General features: G+C 41.8%; 10 protein-coding genes and 1 tRNA gene. 4 read left to right on the top strand and 7 right to left on the bottom strand.

Annotated features, from left to right (window positions below):
* Window positions 1-106 precede the first annotated feature (106 nt).
* Entirely contained in the window at window positions 107-712 is a 606-nt protein-coding gene (gene lexA, locus HGR01_RS23150) for a transcriptional repressor LexA (protein ID WP_045873200.1), read from the bottom strand.
* 580 nt (window positions 713-1,292) lie between these two features.
* Window positions 1,293-2,213 (bottom strand): ornithine carbamoyltransferase, encoded by a 921-nt coding sequence (argF, locus tag HGR01_RS23145; RefSeq protein ID WP_045873199.1) that lies wholly within the window; start codon window positions 2,211-2,213, stop codon window positions 1,293-1,295.
* 378 nt (window positions 2,214-2,591) lie between these two features.
* Between argF and HGR01_RS23140 the strand changes: the two genes are divergently transcribed.
* Window positions 2,592-2,663 (top strand) — tRNA-Thr (locus HGR01_RS23140).
* A gap of 177 nt (window positions 2,664-2,840) precedes the next feature.
* Here the strand turns inward: HGR01_RS23140 and HGR01_RS23135 are convergent.
* The 5 genes from HGR01_RS23135 to HGR01_RS23115 form a co-directional block, all read right to left on the bottom strand.
* Window positions 2,841-3,938, bottom strand: a complete 1,098-nt coding sequence (locus HGR01_RS23135; protein ID WP_045873198.1) for a PstS family phosphate ABC transporter substrate-binding protein — start codon at window positions 3,936-3,938, stop codon at window positions 2,841-2,843.
* Between the two features lie 169 nt (window positions 3,939-4,107).
* Window positions 4,108-5,313: a serine/threonine-protein kinase gene (locus tag HGR01_RS23130; RefSeq protein WP_081584107.1), complete on the bottom strand. Its 1,206-nt coding sequence runs from the start codon at window positions 5,311-5,313 to the stop codon at window positions 4,108-4,110.
* A gap of 702 nt (window positions 5,314-6,015) precedes the next feature.
* Window positions 6,016-6,642 (bottom strand): heme-copper oxidase subunit III, encoded by a 627-nt coding sequence (locus tag HGR01_RS23125; protein ID WP_045873197.1) that lies wholly within the window; start codon window positions 6,640-6,642, stop codon window positions 6,016-6,018.
* Window positions 6,643-6,794: 152 nt separating this feature from the next.
* Window positions 6,795-8,531 carry a cytochrome c oxidase subunit I gene (gene ctaD, locus HGR01_RS23120; RefSeq protein WP_045873196.1) on the bottom strand — a complete coding sequence of 579 codons (1,737 nt, stop codon included), beginning with the start codon at window positions 8,529-8,531 and terminating at the stop codon, window positions 6,795-6,797.
* A 78-nt stretch (window positions 8,532-8,609) separates the two neighbouring features.
* A complete protein-coding gene (locus HGR01_RS23115) occupies window positions 8,610-9,707 on the bottom strand; it encodes a cytochrome c oxidase subunit II (RefSeq protein ID WP_045873195.1) in 1,098 nt (365 codons plus the stop codon).
* A 416-nt stretch (window positions 9,708-10,123) separates the two neighbouring features.
* Here HGR01_RS23115 and HGR01_RS23110 point away from each other — a divergent pair, with 416 nt between their 5' ends.
* From HGR01_RS23110 to HGR01_RS23100, 3 genes are all read left to right on the top strand, one after another.
* The gene (locus tag HGR01_RS23110) at window positions 10,124-11,086 is read left to right on the top strand and encodes a COX15/CtaA family protein (RefSeq protein ID WP_045873194.1); all 963 of its coding nucleotides are present in this window, start codon (window positions 10,124-10,126) and stop codon (window positions 11,084-11,086) included.
* A 443-nt stretch (window positions 11,087-11,529) separates the two neighbouring features.
* A complete protein-coding gene (locus tag HGR01_RS23105) occupies window positions 11,530-12,483 on the top strand; it encodes a heme o synthase (RefSeq protein WP_045873193.1) in 954 nt (317 codons plus the stop codon).
* A gap of 133 nt (window positions 12,484-12,616) precedes the next feature.
* Window positions 12,617-13,402, top strand: a complete 786-nt coding sequence (locus HGR01_RS23100; RefSeq protein ID WP_045873192.1) for an MOSC domain-containing protein — start codon at window positions 12,617-12,619, stop codon at window positions 13,400-13,402.
* Window positions 13,403-13,904 lie beyond the last annotated feature (502 nt).

Here is a 13,904-nt window from a genome sequence, read left to right as displayed (position 1 = left end):
TTCGGGTTCGCAGTCGCCTACGGAGGGAAACCCTCCTGCAGCGCTGTCTCACCTTGTCTCCCTCATACCTCCCATGCCCCATGCCCCATCCCCTATGCCCTAATTTCTAGTTATAATCACGCCAAACGGCGACTAAAGAACCTTGCACTTGTACATTCATCGCCGGAACTTCAATCGGTTGGTATTTAGCATTTGCAGGTTTGAGAGTCACGCGATCGCCACTGCGATAAAAACGCTTTAATGTAGTACCATGTCCTTCAACTCTGGCAGCAACAATCGTGCCATTTTTCAGTTGATTTGGTTCTGGTACTGGACGCAAAAATACTAAATCACCATCAGCAATTAAATCTTCAATCATGCTGTCGCCAGCTACCCGCAAAGCATAACTTTGGGGAGGTAAGGAAAAATTATTAATATCTAAATGTTCGACAGCATCTGTGAAAGGTTCTATTAAACCTCCAGCAGCAATAGTACCTAAAATTGGTACACCTGTTGCTACAGGACGTAAAATCCGAATTGTGCGCGCTTTCCCTTCAGTCCATTCAATATACCCTTTAGTGCGTAAATGTTCTAAACGGCTTTGAATTGGTGCTGGTGACTTCAAATTCATCGCTTGCATCATTTGCCGAATTGAAGGCGAATGCTGATGCGTTCGGATGTATTCTGCCAGCCATTCATAAAGTTCTTGTTGAGCTTCGGTTAAACGTTCCATAATTTTGTTGGGAAGTAATTACAAATGTCCCTAGAACATTAGTACTACATAAAATCCCATATAAGCAAGATAAAACTAAAAAGAATATATGGCAATCCGATTTAATTTTGGAATTGATTTGTAAATATAGGGATTCTCTATGAGTTGTGAAATTACTGGTTAAGGTAAAAATTAGGAAGAAAGTAGGTACAAATGTACTTTTGGTTTCACAAATGAAATAGAAATGCTATATAGCGAACAATAATTGCAGGAAATAAAGGATGAGGTCGTTTTTTTATGACTTGCTTGAGGATGAAAAATACATTTAAACCTCATCCAGGTTGAAAAATAGGTTCCTCAAAAGCAAACAGGGAAGAGTATGAGATTTAAGCAGAAAACTCTATGCTAAAAAACTAGGGGTTAAGTAAGTCGGTGGAAATAAACCAAACTATGTTACAGAATGTAAATAGCTTTGAAACCTTTACCAATGACAAAGGACAAATGACAGCCCTAGCCAGTTATCTTTAGTTGCACCGCCCTACTTAAAAGTAGACAATAACTCTTTCTCCCCCTGCTCAACCGAAAAATTTCTATCCTCTCCTTACTCTGCTCCTAAAATACTAGCTAATAAAGCTTTTTGGGCGTGCATTCGATTTTCGGCCTGATCCCAAACCCGTGATTGCGAACCTTCAATGACAGCTTCGGTAATTTCTTCACCACGATGGGCTGGTAGGCAGTGTAAAACAATAGCTTCGCGGTCAGCCAGACTCAATAACTGCTCGGAAATTTGGTAATCTTGGAAGATTGGGAAGCGATCGTCTGCTTCTGATTCTTGACCCATACTTGCCCAAACATCAGTGTAGAGAACAGCGGCCCCCTTAGCAGCAATTTCTGGATCGTTAGTCAGGAGAACTTCAGTTTGATTATTAGCGATCGCTCTTGCCTGTTCTACAATTTTATTATCTGGCTCATAGCCTTGAGGTGTCGCAATTCTGACATTCATTCCTGCCAAAGCACAACCCAACATTAAAGAGTTAGCGACATTATTGCCATCACCTACGTAGGTTAAAGTTAACCCTTTGAGGGTACCAAAGCACTCTTGAATTGTCATTAAATCTGCTAATACCTGACAAGGATGTTCTGCATCAGTCAGCGCATTAATTACAGGAATCTTGGCATAGTTAGCAAAAGTTTCCAACTCTTGTTGAGCGAACGTACGAATTGCCAACACATCCAGATATCTATCCAACACCCTAGCTGTATCTTGCACGGGTTCCCCACGACTCACTTGAGTAACATTTGGGTTGAGATCAATTACCTGTCCACCTAGTTGGTACATAGCCACAGTAAAACTCACGCGTGTGCGAGTTGAAGCTTTGGAGAACAATAATCCCAAGACTTTATTACTGTGTAGCTTTAGCTGTTTTGACTTGAGTTGAGTTGCTAATTGTAGGAGTTCCTGAAGTTCTGTAGAACTCAGATCCGCCAGACTTAATAAATCTCGTCCGTTCAACGCTGCCATGCTTGTGATCTGTAAATAATAATGATGTCTTTGTGTTCCTTTAGCCAGTCCTACCAAAAAAGTATCGCCTTAAAACTCTACCAGATGTTTTTGTGTCTAGCCCAGGATTAAAGTTAGCTTTTGCTATGACTATTAATTTATCAACTTTATGGATGATTAATATGCTTGATTTTTGTTAGTTGTCCTACAAATGTCACACTTGCAAACCGCTCTCGAATGTGAAAACTTGGCAAAATACAGAGGTTGCATCGAATAAATTCCTCAGATTTTCCCTGCCTCTTGTAGGTTCAAAAAATTTTTTAATTGTATTCCTTGACAAATCTTTTACTTATGCTATGATTAGAAATCGGTTAGTGCTTATGAGCAATACCTCAGCCCGCCAGCATAGCACAGTGGTAGTGCATCCGACTTGTAATCGGAAGGTCGTCGGTTCAAATCCGACTGCTGGCTTGTGTAAATGTCGATTAACACTTTATTTGTCTGCGTTGACAAATTGTTGTCTTTGAAGACAAATTAATGTCGTTGAAACTATATCATCTTTTGTAGAGAAGTAGTGCGATCGCATTTCACCACTGGCGAAACAAGATAACCTCATCAAATTTCGCCAGCAGTCTATTCAAGTATTAACTAACGAACTCTAACAAACCCAGCTTGCTCAATCGCCTGTTGTCCTTGGTCGGTAAGTACAAGATTGGCATAAGCATTGCCAGCCTGTTGTGCTTGACCTTTGTTTTGTTTAATAATCACAAACAACTTAGAGGTTATGGGATAGCTACCGTTCTTAATAGCTTCCGTATTCACCTGATTGCGTTGGCGCGGACATTGTTCGGGTGATACAAAAGGTTGACGGTAAGGGGAAACGAAATCAGTAGCAGTCCGGCCTAATAATAAAGGTTTCACACTACATTGAGGTACAACAGCACGGGCAGAAGCATAATATATTCCACCAGGAGTTTTGCTGAGTTGACGTACTGCATCTGTAGTGGAGTAGACATATTTGACATTAGAACCCAGTGCTTGTTTTGTTGACTCACCATTACTAGAGAAGATGCTTGTGTCTGCATTCTCTGGTTGTTGAGAAAAAGCTGTGATGGGTAGATTAGGCCCTCCTACCTGATTCCAGTTAGTTAATTTTCCCTCATATATCTGCTGCAATTGGTCAACTGTTAAACCTGGCAAGTTCAACGATGGATTAACTACTACCGCTATCCCATCAATACCCACCTGACGTTGCTCAAGGGTGAAACCTCTCTCTTTGGCAATGGCTTTTTCTGCATCTGTGAGGGGGCGAGAAGACTGAGCAAAGTCCAATTTTCCATCCAACAACATTCGGATACCGGAACTAGAACCAGGGCTACCATCTACAGGGTCTAAGTAGCGCAATTTTAGTTCAGGGCGCGCGCTGAGGATTTGAGAATCTACAACTTGTCTAATCGGTGCCCAAGCAGTGCTACCACCATAGTTGAATGAATCATTGGGCACATCCGTAAGTGACCCAAAGGTGGATACAGCATTCGAGGTGGGCTGTAAATTTTGATTAGAAGAATCAGCCACACTGGGATTAGATGAATCAGTATTATTGCGAGCCATGAACTCAGGCTTAAGCAACCACCAAAGCAATCCTCCTATCACCATCAGTGTTAGGACTTTACCAATAATTAAACCTTTGAGGAAGATACTAATATCTTCCTTAATCAAAACTTTTTTTTGGTTTGTGTTGTCCATATTTTTAATTTTGTTTATTTGTTATTTTGAAACAATTGGTGGTAGATGCAAGGTATAAAACACATTTTTAATTATTAGTTGATAAAATTCCGACTACAGATAATTCTCCTCCTAACCCTACTGTTTATTTGTAGCGTTATTTTGGAGAATTAGTATTAGTTAGATATCTCTAACCTACTGACATATCTATATGACTAGATGAACGATTATTAAAATTTTCGATGAATGTTTGTGATGGAGTTGGTTGTTTTTGTGGCGATAAACTTGTACTCAAAAATGTATATATCAAAGCTATTAGTAATACACTAGTAATAACCCCAAAACCCAGACCCAGCAGCAACATAAACTTGCGGTAAACGACTAAAGAATCCTCATCAGTATGTTCATTTGGAACACTCAATTCTGAGTACTTTGGTAGAGTTATATCGGGAATCAGTGCTTGCAAAGCTTCCCCTGCAGATTGGTAACGCTGGTTATGGCGTTCGCTAATCATTCTGTCTAAAACATCTGCTAGCCAATCACTAACTTTTGCTTTGTGCCGCCAGATTAATTGTCCAGTATCGGGATCTTCTGGTAATTCTTCGGGTTTTAAACCAGTCAAAGCTTGAATCCCAATCATACCTACTGCATAAATATCGCTGCTAAGTTTTGGCTTACCTTTAGCTTGTTCTGTTGGCATATAGCCAGGAGTACCGACAGAAACAGTCAGGGTATTGCCCGGATTACCTACTTTTTTAATACTGCCAAAATCAATGAGTATAATCTTGCGATCGCAGTTCCGCCGCATAATATTTTGCGGCTTAATATCCCGGTGAATTATTTGGTGTTGGTGAACGAAGTCCAACACTTCTAGGATATCTTTCAATAAATTTAAGACTACATCTTCGCTGAGAGGTTTACCAGGGATAATCTCTTGGGTTAAGTCATAACCATCAATAAATTCTTGAACTAAATAAAAATCTCCATCTTCATGAAAGTGAGCCAACAAGGTAGGAATTTGCTTATGATTGTTGCCTAGCTGATATAAAATTTCTGCTTCGCGATCAAAAAGGTTTTTGGCTATCGGTAAAACAGCAGGATGATGATGTTTAGGATAAAAATGCTTCACAACACAAAATGGGTTACCCGGTAAATCTAAATCAATTGCTAGGTATGTATCGCCCGAACCACCTCTAGCTAAAAGTTGGACAATCTTAAAACGATTCCGCAGTGTTTTTTTAATCAGAGGATACTGTTGCTGTTGTCTATTCTCTTGTTTATTTCCTGCATCACCAGATAGTAAATAAGTAATGCCACCAGATAATTTACTTTTTAAGTGCGTCACATGATTGTAGCGATTTCTGACTGTTTTTCTAATGCGAGGGTACTGACGCATGGGACATATCCTAACCTATCTAAAATAGCTGACAAGTTAAATTTTGGTGTTAGATTGTGTTTGAGATTCTGCCTGAATACCTGCGTAGTTGCTTGATATTTAAATTTAAAAATTTTCCAGGCTAGATATTTAGTTTAGTAGCGAAATTCTATAATTTTTTAGAGATTTTAAGGGCGCTAATATCACAATATAATTTTAACCAAATATTTTATCCTTTGAATTTTTATTATTGCTGTAGTTGCACCTATATCGGACTAAAGTTAATAGTCTTGAAATCTCAAAATATCTTAGTAAACACACTTTAGTATACAATCTAGCTAAAATTCAATATGGTTATGAATGTATAAAAAAAACAAAGCTTGTTTCACTTTGATTTAGAGCAGAGTAAAAAATAATACTATAAATCAGAATATAGATGAGCTTGCTATCCAGATACTGTCGCAGATAAATATCAACTAGAGGATGCAATTAGCAAGATGCTCATTAAATAAGAAAATTGAGGATATTTTTTGATTTACTATTTCCTTAGTCAAATCTACGCCTCTAAAGGCGGAAATTCTAGAGATATCACAGAGATAACACCAACGGAGCCAGCAGCTATAAACACTCAGTGATTATCCAGTGACGGAAATTAACCATAAAAAAACCCCCAGTGGGGGTTAGGTAGTTATTCGCGTGGAGTGAACAACTACTTATTAATACTTAGAGGATGTACAACAATCCGAACAAAATTATCCAAATTACATCAACAAAATGCCAGTAAATTTCCGCAGCTTCAATACCGAAGCGTTTTTCGTTAGTGTAATGACCGGCAACGCGCGATCGCCACAATACAGCTAAAATTGCTAATACGCCGATGGTTACGTGTAAACCGTGAAACCCAGTTAAGACGTAGAAGGCACTGGCAAATAAATTGGTAGTTAAACCAAATTCTAGATGGGTATATTCATAAACCTGACCTACCAAGAAAATTGCACCCATTGCGGCAGTAATTGCCAACCAAGTCTGCATCCCCTTGGTATCATTTTTTTTGATAGCAGTGTCAGCATTATGCATCACAAAACTGCTAGCTATTAGATTAGCGGTGTTAACGCCTGGTAGCAAAAGTTCTAATTCAGGTGTTCCCTCTGGCGGCCATACAGGTAAGGTAGAACGGAAAGCTAGATAAGCTCCGAACAACCCCATGAAAATCATGCCCTCAGCAATCAGAAACACAATTAGCCCAAACAAACGATGGTCGGGATGTTCTTCGTGACCCGCATGTGCAGCTTCCGCGCTATGGTGATGATTCAGTTCAGCTTTTGCTGGGTCAATAGTTTGACTTTGCATGAATATTAAAAAGGATAAGTGTAAAGGGATTGGGGAAAGGGGAAAGGGGAAAGGGGAAAGGGAAAAGGGGAAAGGGGAAAAGGGAAAGAATAAACTATAAATCCCAATTTACCTATTACCCAATGCCCTATGCCCCATGCCCCATGCCCTATTTATTCTTTTTCTGCTGTGATACCTGGATATGGTTCGTCTGGTTGGGCGCGTAACACTGAGTTTACGCCAGCAGATAAGACTGGATCGGGATCGGAGAGGGGTACGCCCTTGTGAGCATTTTCCAAACCGTAGTCGTAGGGGCCTGTTGCTAACACTGGGGTTTTGTCAAAATTCTCAATCGCTGGTGGTGAGGTTGTCATCCACTCTAGGGTTAATGCATTCCAGGGATTATTACTTGCCTTGGGCCCGTATAACCAACTCCAGATGGCATTGATGATGAAGGGAATTGTAGAAACTGCCAGGATATAAGAACCATAAGTGCAAATTTCATTGAGCAATGCAAATTTGGGGTCATACTGAGCAACTCGGCGGTTCATACCCATTAAACCCAACTTGTGCATGGGTAAGAAGGTCATATTCAGACCAACTATTGTCAAGGCAAAGTGAACTTTACCCCAAAATTCGTTCAGCATCCTTCCCGTCATTTTCGGGAACCACTGATAGATGGCTGCAAAAATTCCCAGAACGCTACCACCAAATAAGACGTAGTGGAGGTGTGCGACGACAAAATAAGTGTCGTGAACGTGAATATCAAAGGGTACTGCTGCCAACATTACGCCACTAATGCCGCCAATCACAAAGGTGCCGACAAAGCCAATGGCAAACAGCATAGGACTGTTGAGACGAATTTTGCCGCCCCACATCGTCGCCAACCAGCTGAAAATCTTAATCCCTGTAGGTACGGCAATGATCATTGTGGTGATCATAAAGAACATCCGCAGCCAACCAGGGATACCGCTGGTAAACATATGGTGCGCCCATACGATTAACCCGAGAAAACTAATCGCCAGGGAAGAATAGGCGATCGCTTTATAACCAAAAATCGGTTTGCGAGAATGAACTGGGATGATCTCAGAAATTGCCCCAAAGAAGGGCAAAATCATGATGTAAACGGCTGGATGGGAATAAAACCAGAACATATGCTGGTAAACCACCGGATCTCCGCCCCCAGTTGGGTTAAAAAATGTTGTGCCGGCAATTAAGTCAAAAGACAGCAGAATCAGACCAGCTGCGAGTACAGGGGTAGATAACAGTACCAATGCTGATGTCGCAAACATCGCCCAGCAAAACAAAGGCATTTGATGCACTCCCATACTAGGGATACGCATCCGCAGTAAGGTGACGAGGAAATTAATCGCCCCCAAAATCGATGATGTACCCAGCAGCAGGATACTGATAATCCAGATAGCCTCACCCACTTGACCTGTAACTAAGCTCAAGGGTGGGTAAGAAGTCCAGCCGGCATCGGGTGCGTCGCCTACAGCTAAACTGGCAATTAATAACACGCCAGCAGGGGGGATCATCCAAAAGGCGACAGCATTGAGCCGAGGGAATGCCATATCCTTAGCCCCAATCATCAGGGGAATGAGGAAGTTAGCAAACCCTGCCCCTGCAGGTACAATCCACAAAAAAATCATGATTGTGGCGTGCAGGGTAAATAGGCTGTTGTAGACTTCTGGGGTAACAAAATCTACTTCTGGAGTTCTTAGTTCTGTGCGAACCAAGTCCGCCATCACGCCGCCAATGCAATAAAAAATAAACGAAGTGACTAGATATTGAATCCCGATCACTTTGTGGTCAGTATTAAAGCTAAAGTAGTCTCGCCAATGCCTGACCCCTGGTTCTTCAGCCAGGGCGGGGGTATTGGCTGTTTCTTGGATTTGAGCTTGTGTCATAGGAAATTTATTTGTCCTTTGTCATTTGTCCTTTGTCATTTGTCTAAGGGCTAATGACTAATGACTGATGACTAATGACTAAGAGTGGTGAGCAGAGTGAACTTGATGAATTATTGCGGTATTAATTCCCATGTCCTTGGTGTAAGGAGCGAGGAATTTATCGGGGGAGAGATTTGCAGGGTTATAAGCAACAGCTTGATTGAGGGTTTCGCGGCTAGCTACTTGCTGCTCTTTTTGCCATTTGTCAAAGGCTTCTGCTGTTTCTACCACGATTGGCGCTCTCATGGCACCGTGGTAGGGGCCGCAAAGTTCGGCGCAAACTAAGGCATAATCGCCTGCTGTTCTAGGTGTGAAGCGAAGTTCTGTTTGTCTACCAGGAATAGCATCTTGCTTTAAGCGAAACTCGGGCACCCAAAAAGCATGGATGACATCGTTAGCTGTCATATTGATTTTCACTTCCCGTCCGATGGGAAGATGCATTTCCCCGGTAGTTATGCCTGTTTCTGGATAGGTGAAAATCCAGGCGTATTGCAGACCCGTTATATTAACCAACAACTCTGGAGGTTTACCTGCTTTGTCAGGACTTTCGCCAATGGTAGGAGCTACACTACCGACTCCCGGCGCATCGACTTTTTGAGGAATTTGATCGGCGTTGCGAACTGCGGCGGTGCCAGGATCTTGCATCGCCGCATCAGATTTTTCTTGATTAAGGTTAGGTTCGTTACTGGATTGTGTATCGTTTAACGTTGCGGCAATTGCTGCCCCTGGCATTTTCATCGACATATTTTGAGTCACCGGGGCATCATGGATGGCATGGGGATCGAAGCCACCAATTTCGTTATAAACCTCAAAGCTGTAAACAGAAATACCAATAACTATAATTGCTGGGATCGCCGTCCAGAGGATTTCTAGAGGCACATTTCCTTCTACAGGAGGCCCGTCTTCATTGTCACCAGGTCGTTGACGATATTTAAATGCAGAGTAAATTAAGACACCTTCGACAATGAGAAAGATACCTGTAGAGATGACCATCATCGTGTTAAACAGACCATCAACCAAGACGGCTTCATCAGAGGCTTCTGTTGGCAACAGACCGTGATTTTGACCGTACCAAAGGCTGGCAAGTGTTAACACAATGCCAATTAGTAATGTCCAGATCGAACTTGGAATTTTCACGGCTCACTTAAATGAATTTACTACGTTATCTCAAAGGTACCCACTTACTAAGGTAGTGTAGGTCATCAATTATGGTCTTCCAATGTCTGAAATTTTTATTAATTTTTTTAGCTACACAAATAATATTGAGTACAAGAGTTTTATCAGATATAGCCACGGATAGATGTGAATCATGGTCAAAATTTAAGAAAAAATTTAGATAGTAAAATTAGTTGCCATTAACAAAAAATTCAGAACTTAAAAATACCTAAAGCTTTTGGCTAAAAGTAGCTCGAGTGATTCAAAGTGTAAGTAAAACGTATAACTGAAAGCTAATCTATCAACCTTGGTCGTATACGCTAGGGTTTATATGGGTCGTGATTGACAAACTGATAATTTTAAATAGCTCTACCAAGAGCGGGCAGAAGGTATCGTTCATGAGCGAATTTGTCCTACAACAACAAAATGAAGCAACAGATCCCCAGCAAAAGCCCCAGGAAATAATTCGTCGTTTTGTTTGGAAGATCTGCATCGCCACCTTAATTTTGATGGCAATAGGCAGTGCCACGCGGGTAATGAACGCTGGACTTGCTTGCCCAGACTGGCCTTTATGCTATGGAGAATTAGTGCCAGCCAAGCAAATGAATTTTCAAGTCTTCTTGGAATGGTTTCATAGATTGGACGCAGCTTTGATTGGTCTGAGCGCGATCGCACTTGCCGGTCTATCCTGGTGGTATCGTCGTATGTTACCCAATTGGCTGCCTTGGGCATCTACGTTCGCCTTGTTTTTAATTGTCTTCCAAGGAGTCTTGGGAGGGCTGACTGTCACTGAACTATTACGGTTTGATATCGTGACTGCCCACTTGGGAACGGCGTTGTTGTTTTTCACCACCCTCCTAGTTATTGGTACGGCACTCACCCCTTATCAAGGAACCGGCAATGTTGGTAGTTTGCCGTGGTTGGGTTTAACTGCCGCCGTTTTTGTTTATCTACAAAGTCTTCTGGGCGCATTGGTAGGATCTCGTTGGGCGTTCCACCAATGTTTGGGCACGTCCCAGCTCTGTACTGTCATGTACAGCCACATCTTTGGCTTAGTACCCCCAACAGTCGCAACCTTAGCAGTGGTATTGATATCTTGGCTGACACCGGCACTCCACCCAGCTTTGCGCCGCTTGGCAAATATGGCTGGTGGGTTATTAATGTTACAAATTCTCTTGGGAGTTGCTACTTTCAAATTACGCCTGCAAGTTGAGCCGCTTACCGTCTCTCACCAAGCTGTAGGCGCAGCTTTACTCGGTACTTTAGTCGCTTTCACAGTCCTAGCATTACGCGACTGGGTTGCTAGTCGTGAAACCAATACCTACCCTGTAGCTGTACCAGCAAAGGGGTCGCATCTATAACCAAATAAGGGGCATAGGGCATTGGGCATTGGGTAATTGGTAATAGGTAATTGGTAATTGGGAATTATAGTTTATTCTTTCCCCAATCCCCATTACCCCTTATCCCCAGAGGGGGCCCCGAGTTCCCCAATCCCCATTACCCCTTATCCCCAGAGGGGGCCCCGAGTTCCCCAATCCCCAATCCCCACCTTAGCAACTAGAAGTGGTGGAACCAAAAATAAACCCTTGTCTCTACCTATACCTCACTACAAGTGGATGTTTTCGCTAGTCTCAGAGAGACAGACTGAGTACAGGCAATGAGGGAGCAGGAAGAACAGAGGTAGTAATTCTCCTCATCCTCCTCATCTCCCTTATCTCCCTCATCTTCCCTTAGTTCTTTTTAACAGCGATTCAGTATGAGCAGGGGCTGCACATAAGTTGAAACATAAGGAAATCGAGCCAAAATGATTGAGACTAATGTCTCTCGCCACCACGAAAATTTTCTACAGGTAATTCAAAGCTACTACCAGTTGACCAAGCCCCGGATTATTCCGTTGCTCTTAATTACCACCGCTGGTAGTATGTGGATTGCCGCTAAGGGACAAGTAGACATCTGGTTGTTGCTAGTAACTATGATTGGTGGCACTTTTGCTGCTGCTAGCGCCCAAACAATTAACTGTATCTACGATCGCGATATTGATTACGAAATGGAGAGGACACGCCATCGTCCTATGCCTTCCGGTAAGGTACAGCCGCGTGGCGCTTTAATTTTTGCGATCGCTCTGGCTGTGATTTCTTTTACTTTACTGACTGTTTTTGCTAACCTCCTAGCCGCCCTACTAGCATTTTCTGGCATAGTTTTCTATGTTGTAGTTTATACCCATTGGCTGAAACGCCATACCACTAACAATATTGTGATTGGTGGTGCGGCTGGGGCAATTCCAGCGTTAGTAGGTTGGGCGGCTGTGACAGGTACGGTAGGCTGGCCGGCTTGGGTAATTTTTGCGATCGTCTTTCTGTGGACACCGCCTCACTTCTGGGCTTTAGCTTTGATGATTCGCGATGAATACGCTAAAGTCGGGATTCCGATGCTACCTCTAGTTGTGGGCGATCCCGCAACTGTGAAGCAAATTTGGTATTACACTCTGGCGACGGTCGCAACAACACTAGTATTGGTTTATCCCTTAAACGCTAGTGGGATTTTGTATGCTGCGATCGCAATTAGTTTAGGCTATGTCTTTATCCGCAAAGCTTGGCGTTTATTGCAAAATCCAGAAGACAGGACAATTGCTAGAGAATTATTTCTCTATTCCATCTCTTACATGATGCTGTTGTGTTTAGCGATGGTAGTCGATAGCCTCCCCATTACCCATCATCTGATTAATGCTGTAATCGCTCAGTTGCATTTTCTAGCTTAAGGATCGGCTCAAACGCACTTAGTTTGCATTTCGCCTTTTCCCGCTAAACCAAAAACTATTGATGTTTATCCCGCCTAGAACTGGTTTCCTGGCGGGATGTTTGTCACACAATCCAAAATCTAAAATCCCCATGATGCCCTACTTAGCCAAAATTTTACTCTACCCGATTAAGTCTTTTGATGGTGTGGAAGTAGAGAAAGCTAGAGTTCTCTCTAGCGGTACCCTAGAATTTGACCGTGAATTTGCCCTCTTTGACGAGCGCGGTAATTTCGTTAATGGCAAACGCCATGCCAAAATTCATTCTTTGCGAGCTAAATTTGCACTCTCCCATAGAACTCTATCTCTGCAAATACCTGGAAGCCAATCAGAACAAGTATTTCATCTCGATGGAGACAAACAGGCGCTAGCAGCAACTTTAAGTGATTTTTTCGGGTTCCCTGTGAAATTACAACAAAATTCTGTTCAAGGATTCCCTGATGATACAGAGCGTCTTGGGCCAACGATAATTAGTACCGCAACGTTAACGGCAGTGGCTTCCTGGTTTCCGGGTGTAACTGTAGAACAAATGCGCCGCCGAATGCGCGCCAATCTAGAAATTGGTGGTGTACCAGCTTTTTGGGAAGACCAATTATTTAGTTCACAAAGTGATGCGACAGTATCTTTTCGGATAGGAAACGTTAACTTTGTGGGAATTCAGCCTTGTCAACGCTGTGCAGTACCAACACGCAATCCTGACTCTGGGGTAGCTGATGCTAACTTTCAAAAAATATTTGTGACACAGCGACAAGCAACCTTACCCGATTGGGTAGCTATATCTCACTTTAATCATTTTTATAAATTGAGTGTCAATACTATTGCTTCTGTTTCATCATTTAAAGCAATGTTACAAATTGGTAATGAAGTTACAATTATAGGTTGAAAAATTAATTTTTCTTAAAAAAGAAAATCAAAAAGTAAAAATCTCCTAAATTTCTTTACTTTTGAATCGAAAATTTATCTAGTAATTTTCACGGTTTTGTAATTGAATATGTATGATTGTTTGCCTAAAACCAAGATTTAAAGACTGAGTACTTCACGGGTAAACAAGACAAACTTTTATTTGGGTTATTGTGTCTATTGTGACAATCATGATTTAACCCCATACTGTAGTCTATTGGTTAAATTTAAACCAATATATATGCTCATCTGCATGACTATAAGTATATTTTGTAGTTCACCAGAGAAAAAATGCTAATGTATTGCCGCTGAAAAGTCACCAAATTCAAGTGTAATAACCACACAGAAAAAATTTAATTGGGGAGGAACCGCATCGGGCAAAACTATAGTATTAAAAACACTAGTACGATCTACTTTTATACAAAATTAGGTTAAGTGCATAATAACTTTTCCTAAAAAGAGTAGTACTAATGCTTATATTCCTT

This window comes from Tolypothrix sp. PCC 7712, assembly GCF_025860405.1.
GTDB lineage: Bacteria > Cyanobacteriota > Cyanobacteriia > Cyanobacteriales > Nostocaceae > Aulosira > Aulosira diplosiphon.
The sequence above is the reverse complement of the archived record's forward strand: the minus strand, read 5'-3'. Positions and strand labels throughout refer to the sequence as shown.

Coding starts and splice junctions, on each gene's coding strand:
- HGR01_RS23105 (WP_045873193.1), top strand. CDS start 11,530: ATGATTGAGACTAATGTCTCTCGCCACCACGAAAATTTTCTACAGGTA.
- HGR01_RS23135 (WP_045873198.1), bottom strand. CDS start 3,938: ATGGACAACACAAACCAAAAAAAAGTTTTGATTAAGGAAGATATTAGT.
- lexA (WP_045873200.1), bottom strand. CDS start 712: ATGGAACGTTTAACCGAAGCTCAACAAGAACTTTATGAATGGCTGGCA.
- ctaD (WP_045873196.1), bottom strand. CDS start 8,531: ATGACACAAGCTCAAATCCAAGAAACAGCCAATACCCCCGCCCTGGCT.
- argF (WP_045873199.1), bottom strand. CDS start 2,213: ATGGCAGCGTTGAACGGACGAGATTTATTAAGTCTGGCGGATCTGAGT.
- HGR01_RS23125 (WP_045873197.1), bottom strand. CDS start 6,642: ATGCAAAGTCAAACTATTGACCCAGCAAAAGCTGAACTGAATCATCAC.
- HGR01_RS23110 (WP_045873194.1), top strand. CDS start 10,124: ATGAGCGAATTTGTCCTACAACAACAAAATGAAGCAACAGATCCCCAG.
- HGR01_RS23100 (WP_045873192.1), top strand. CDS start 12,617: ATGCCCTACTTAGCCAAAATTTTACTCTACCCGATTAAGTCTTTTGAT.
- HGR01_RS23130 (WP_081584107.1), bottom strand. CDS start 5,313: ATGCGTCAGTACCCTCGCATTAGAAAAACAGTCAGAAATCGCTACAAT.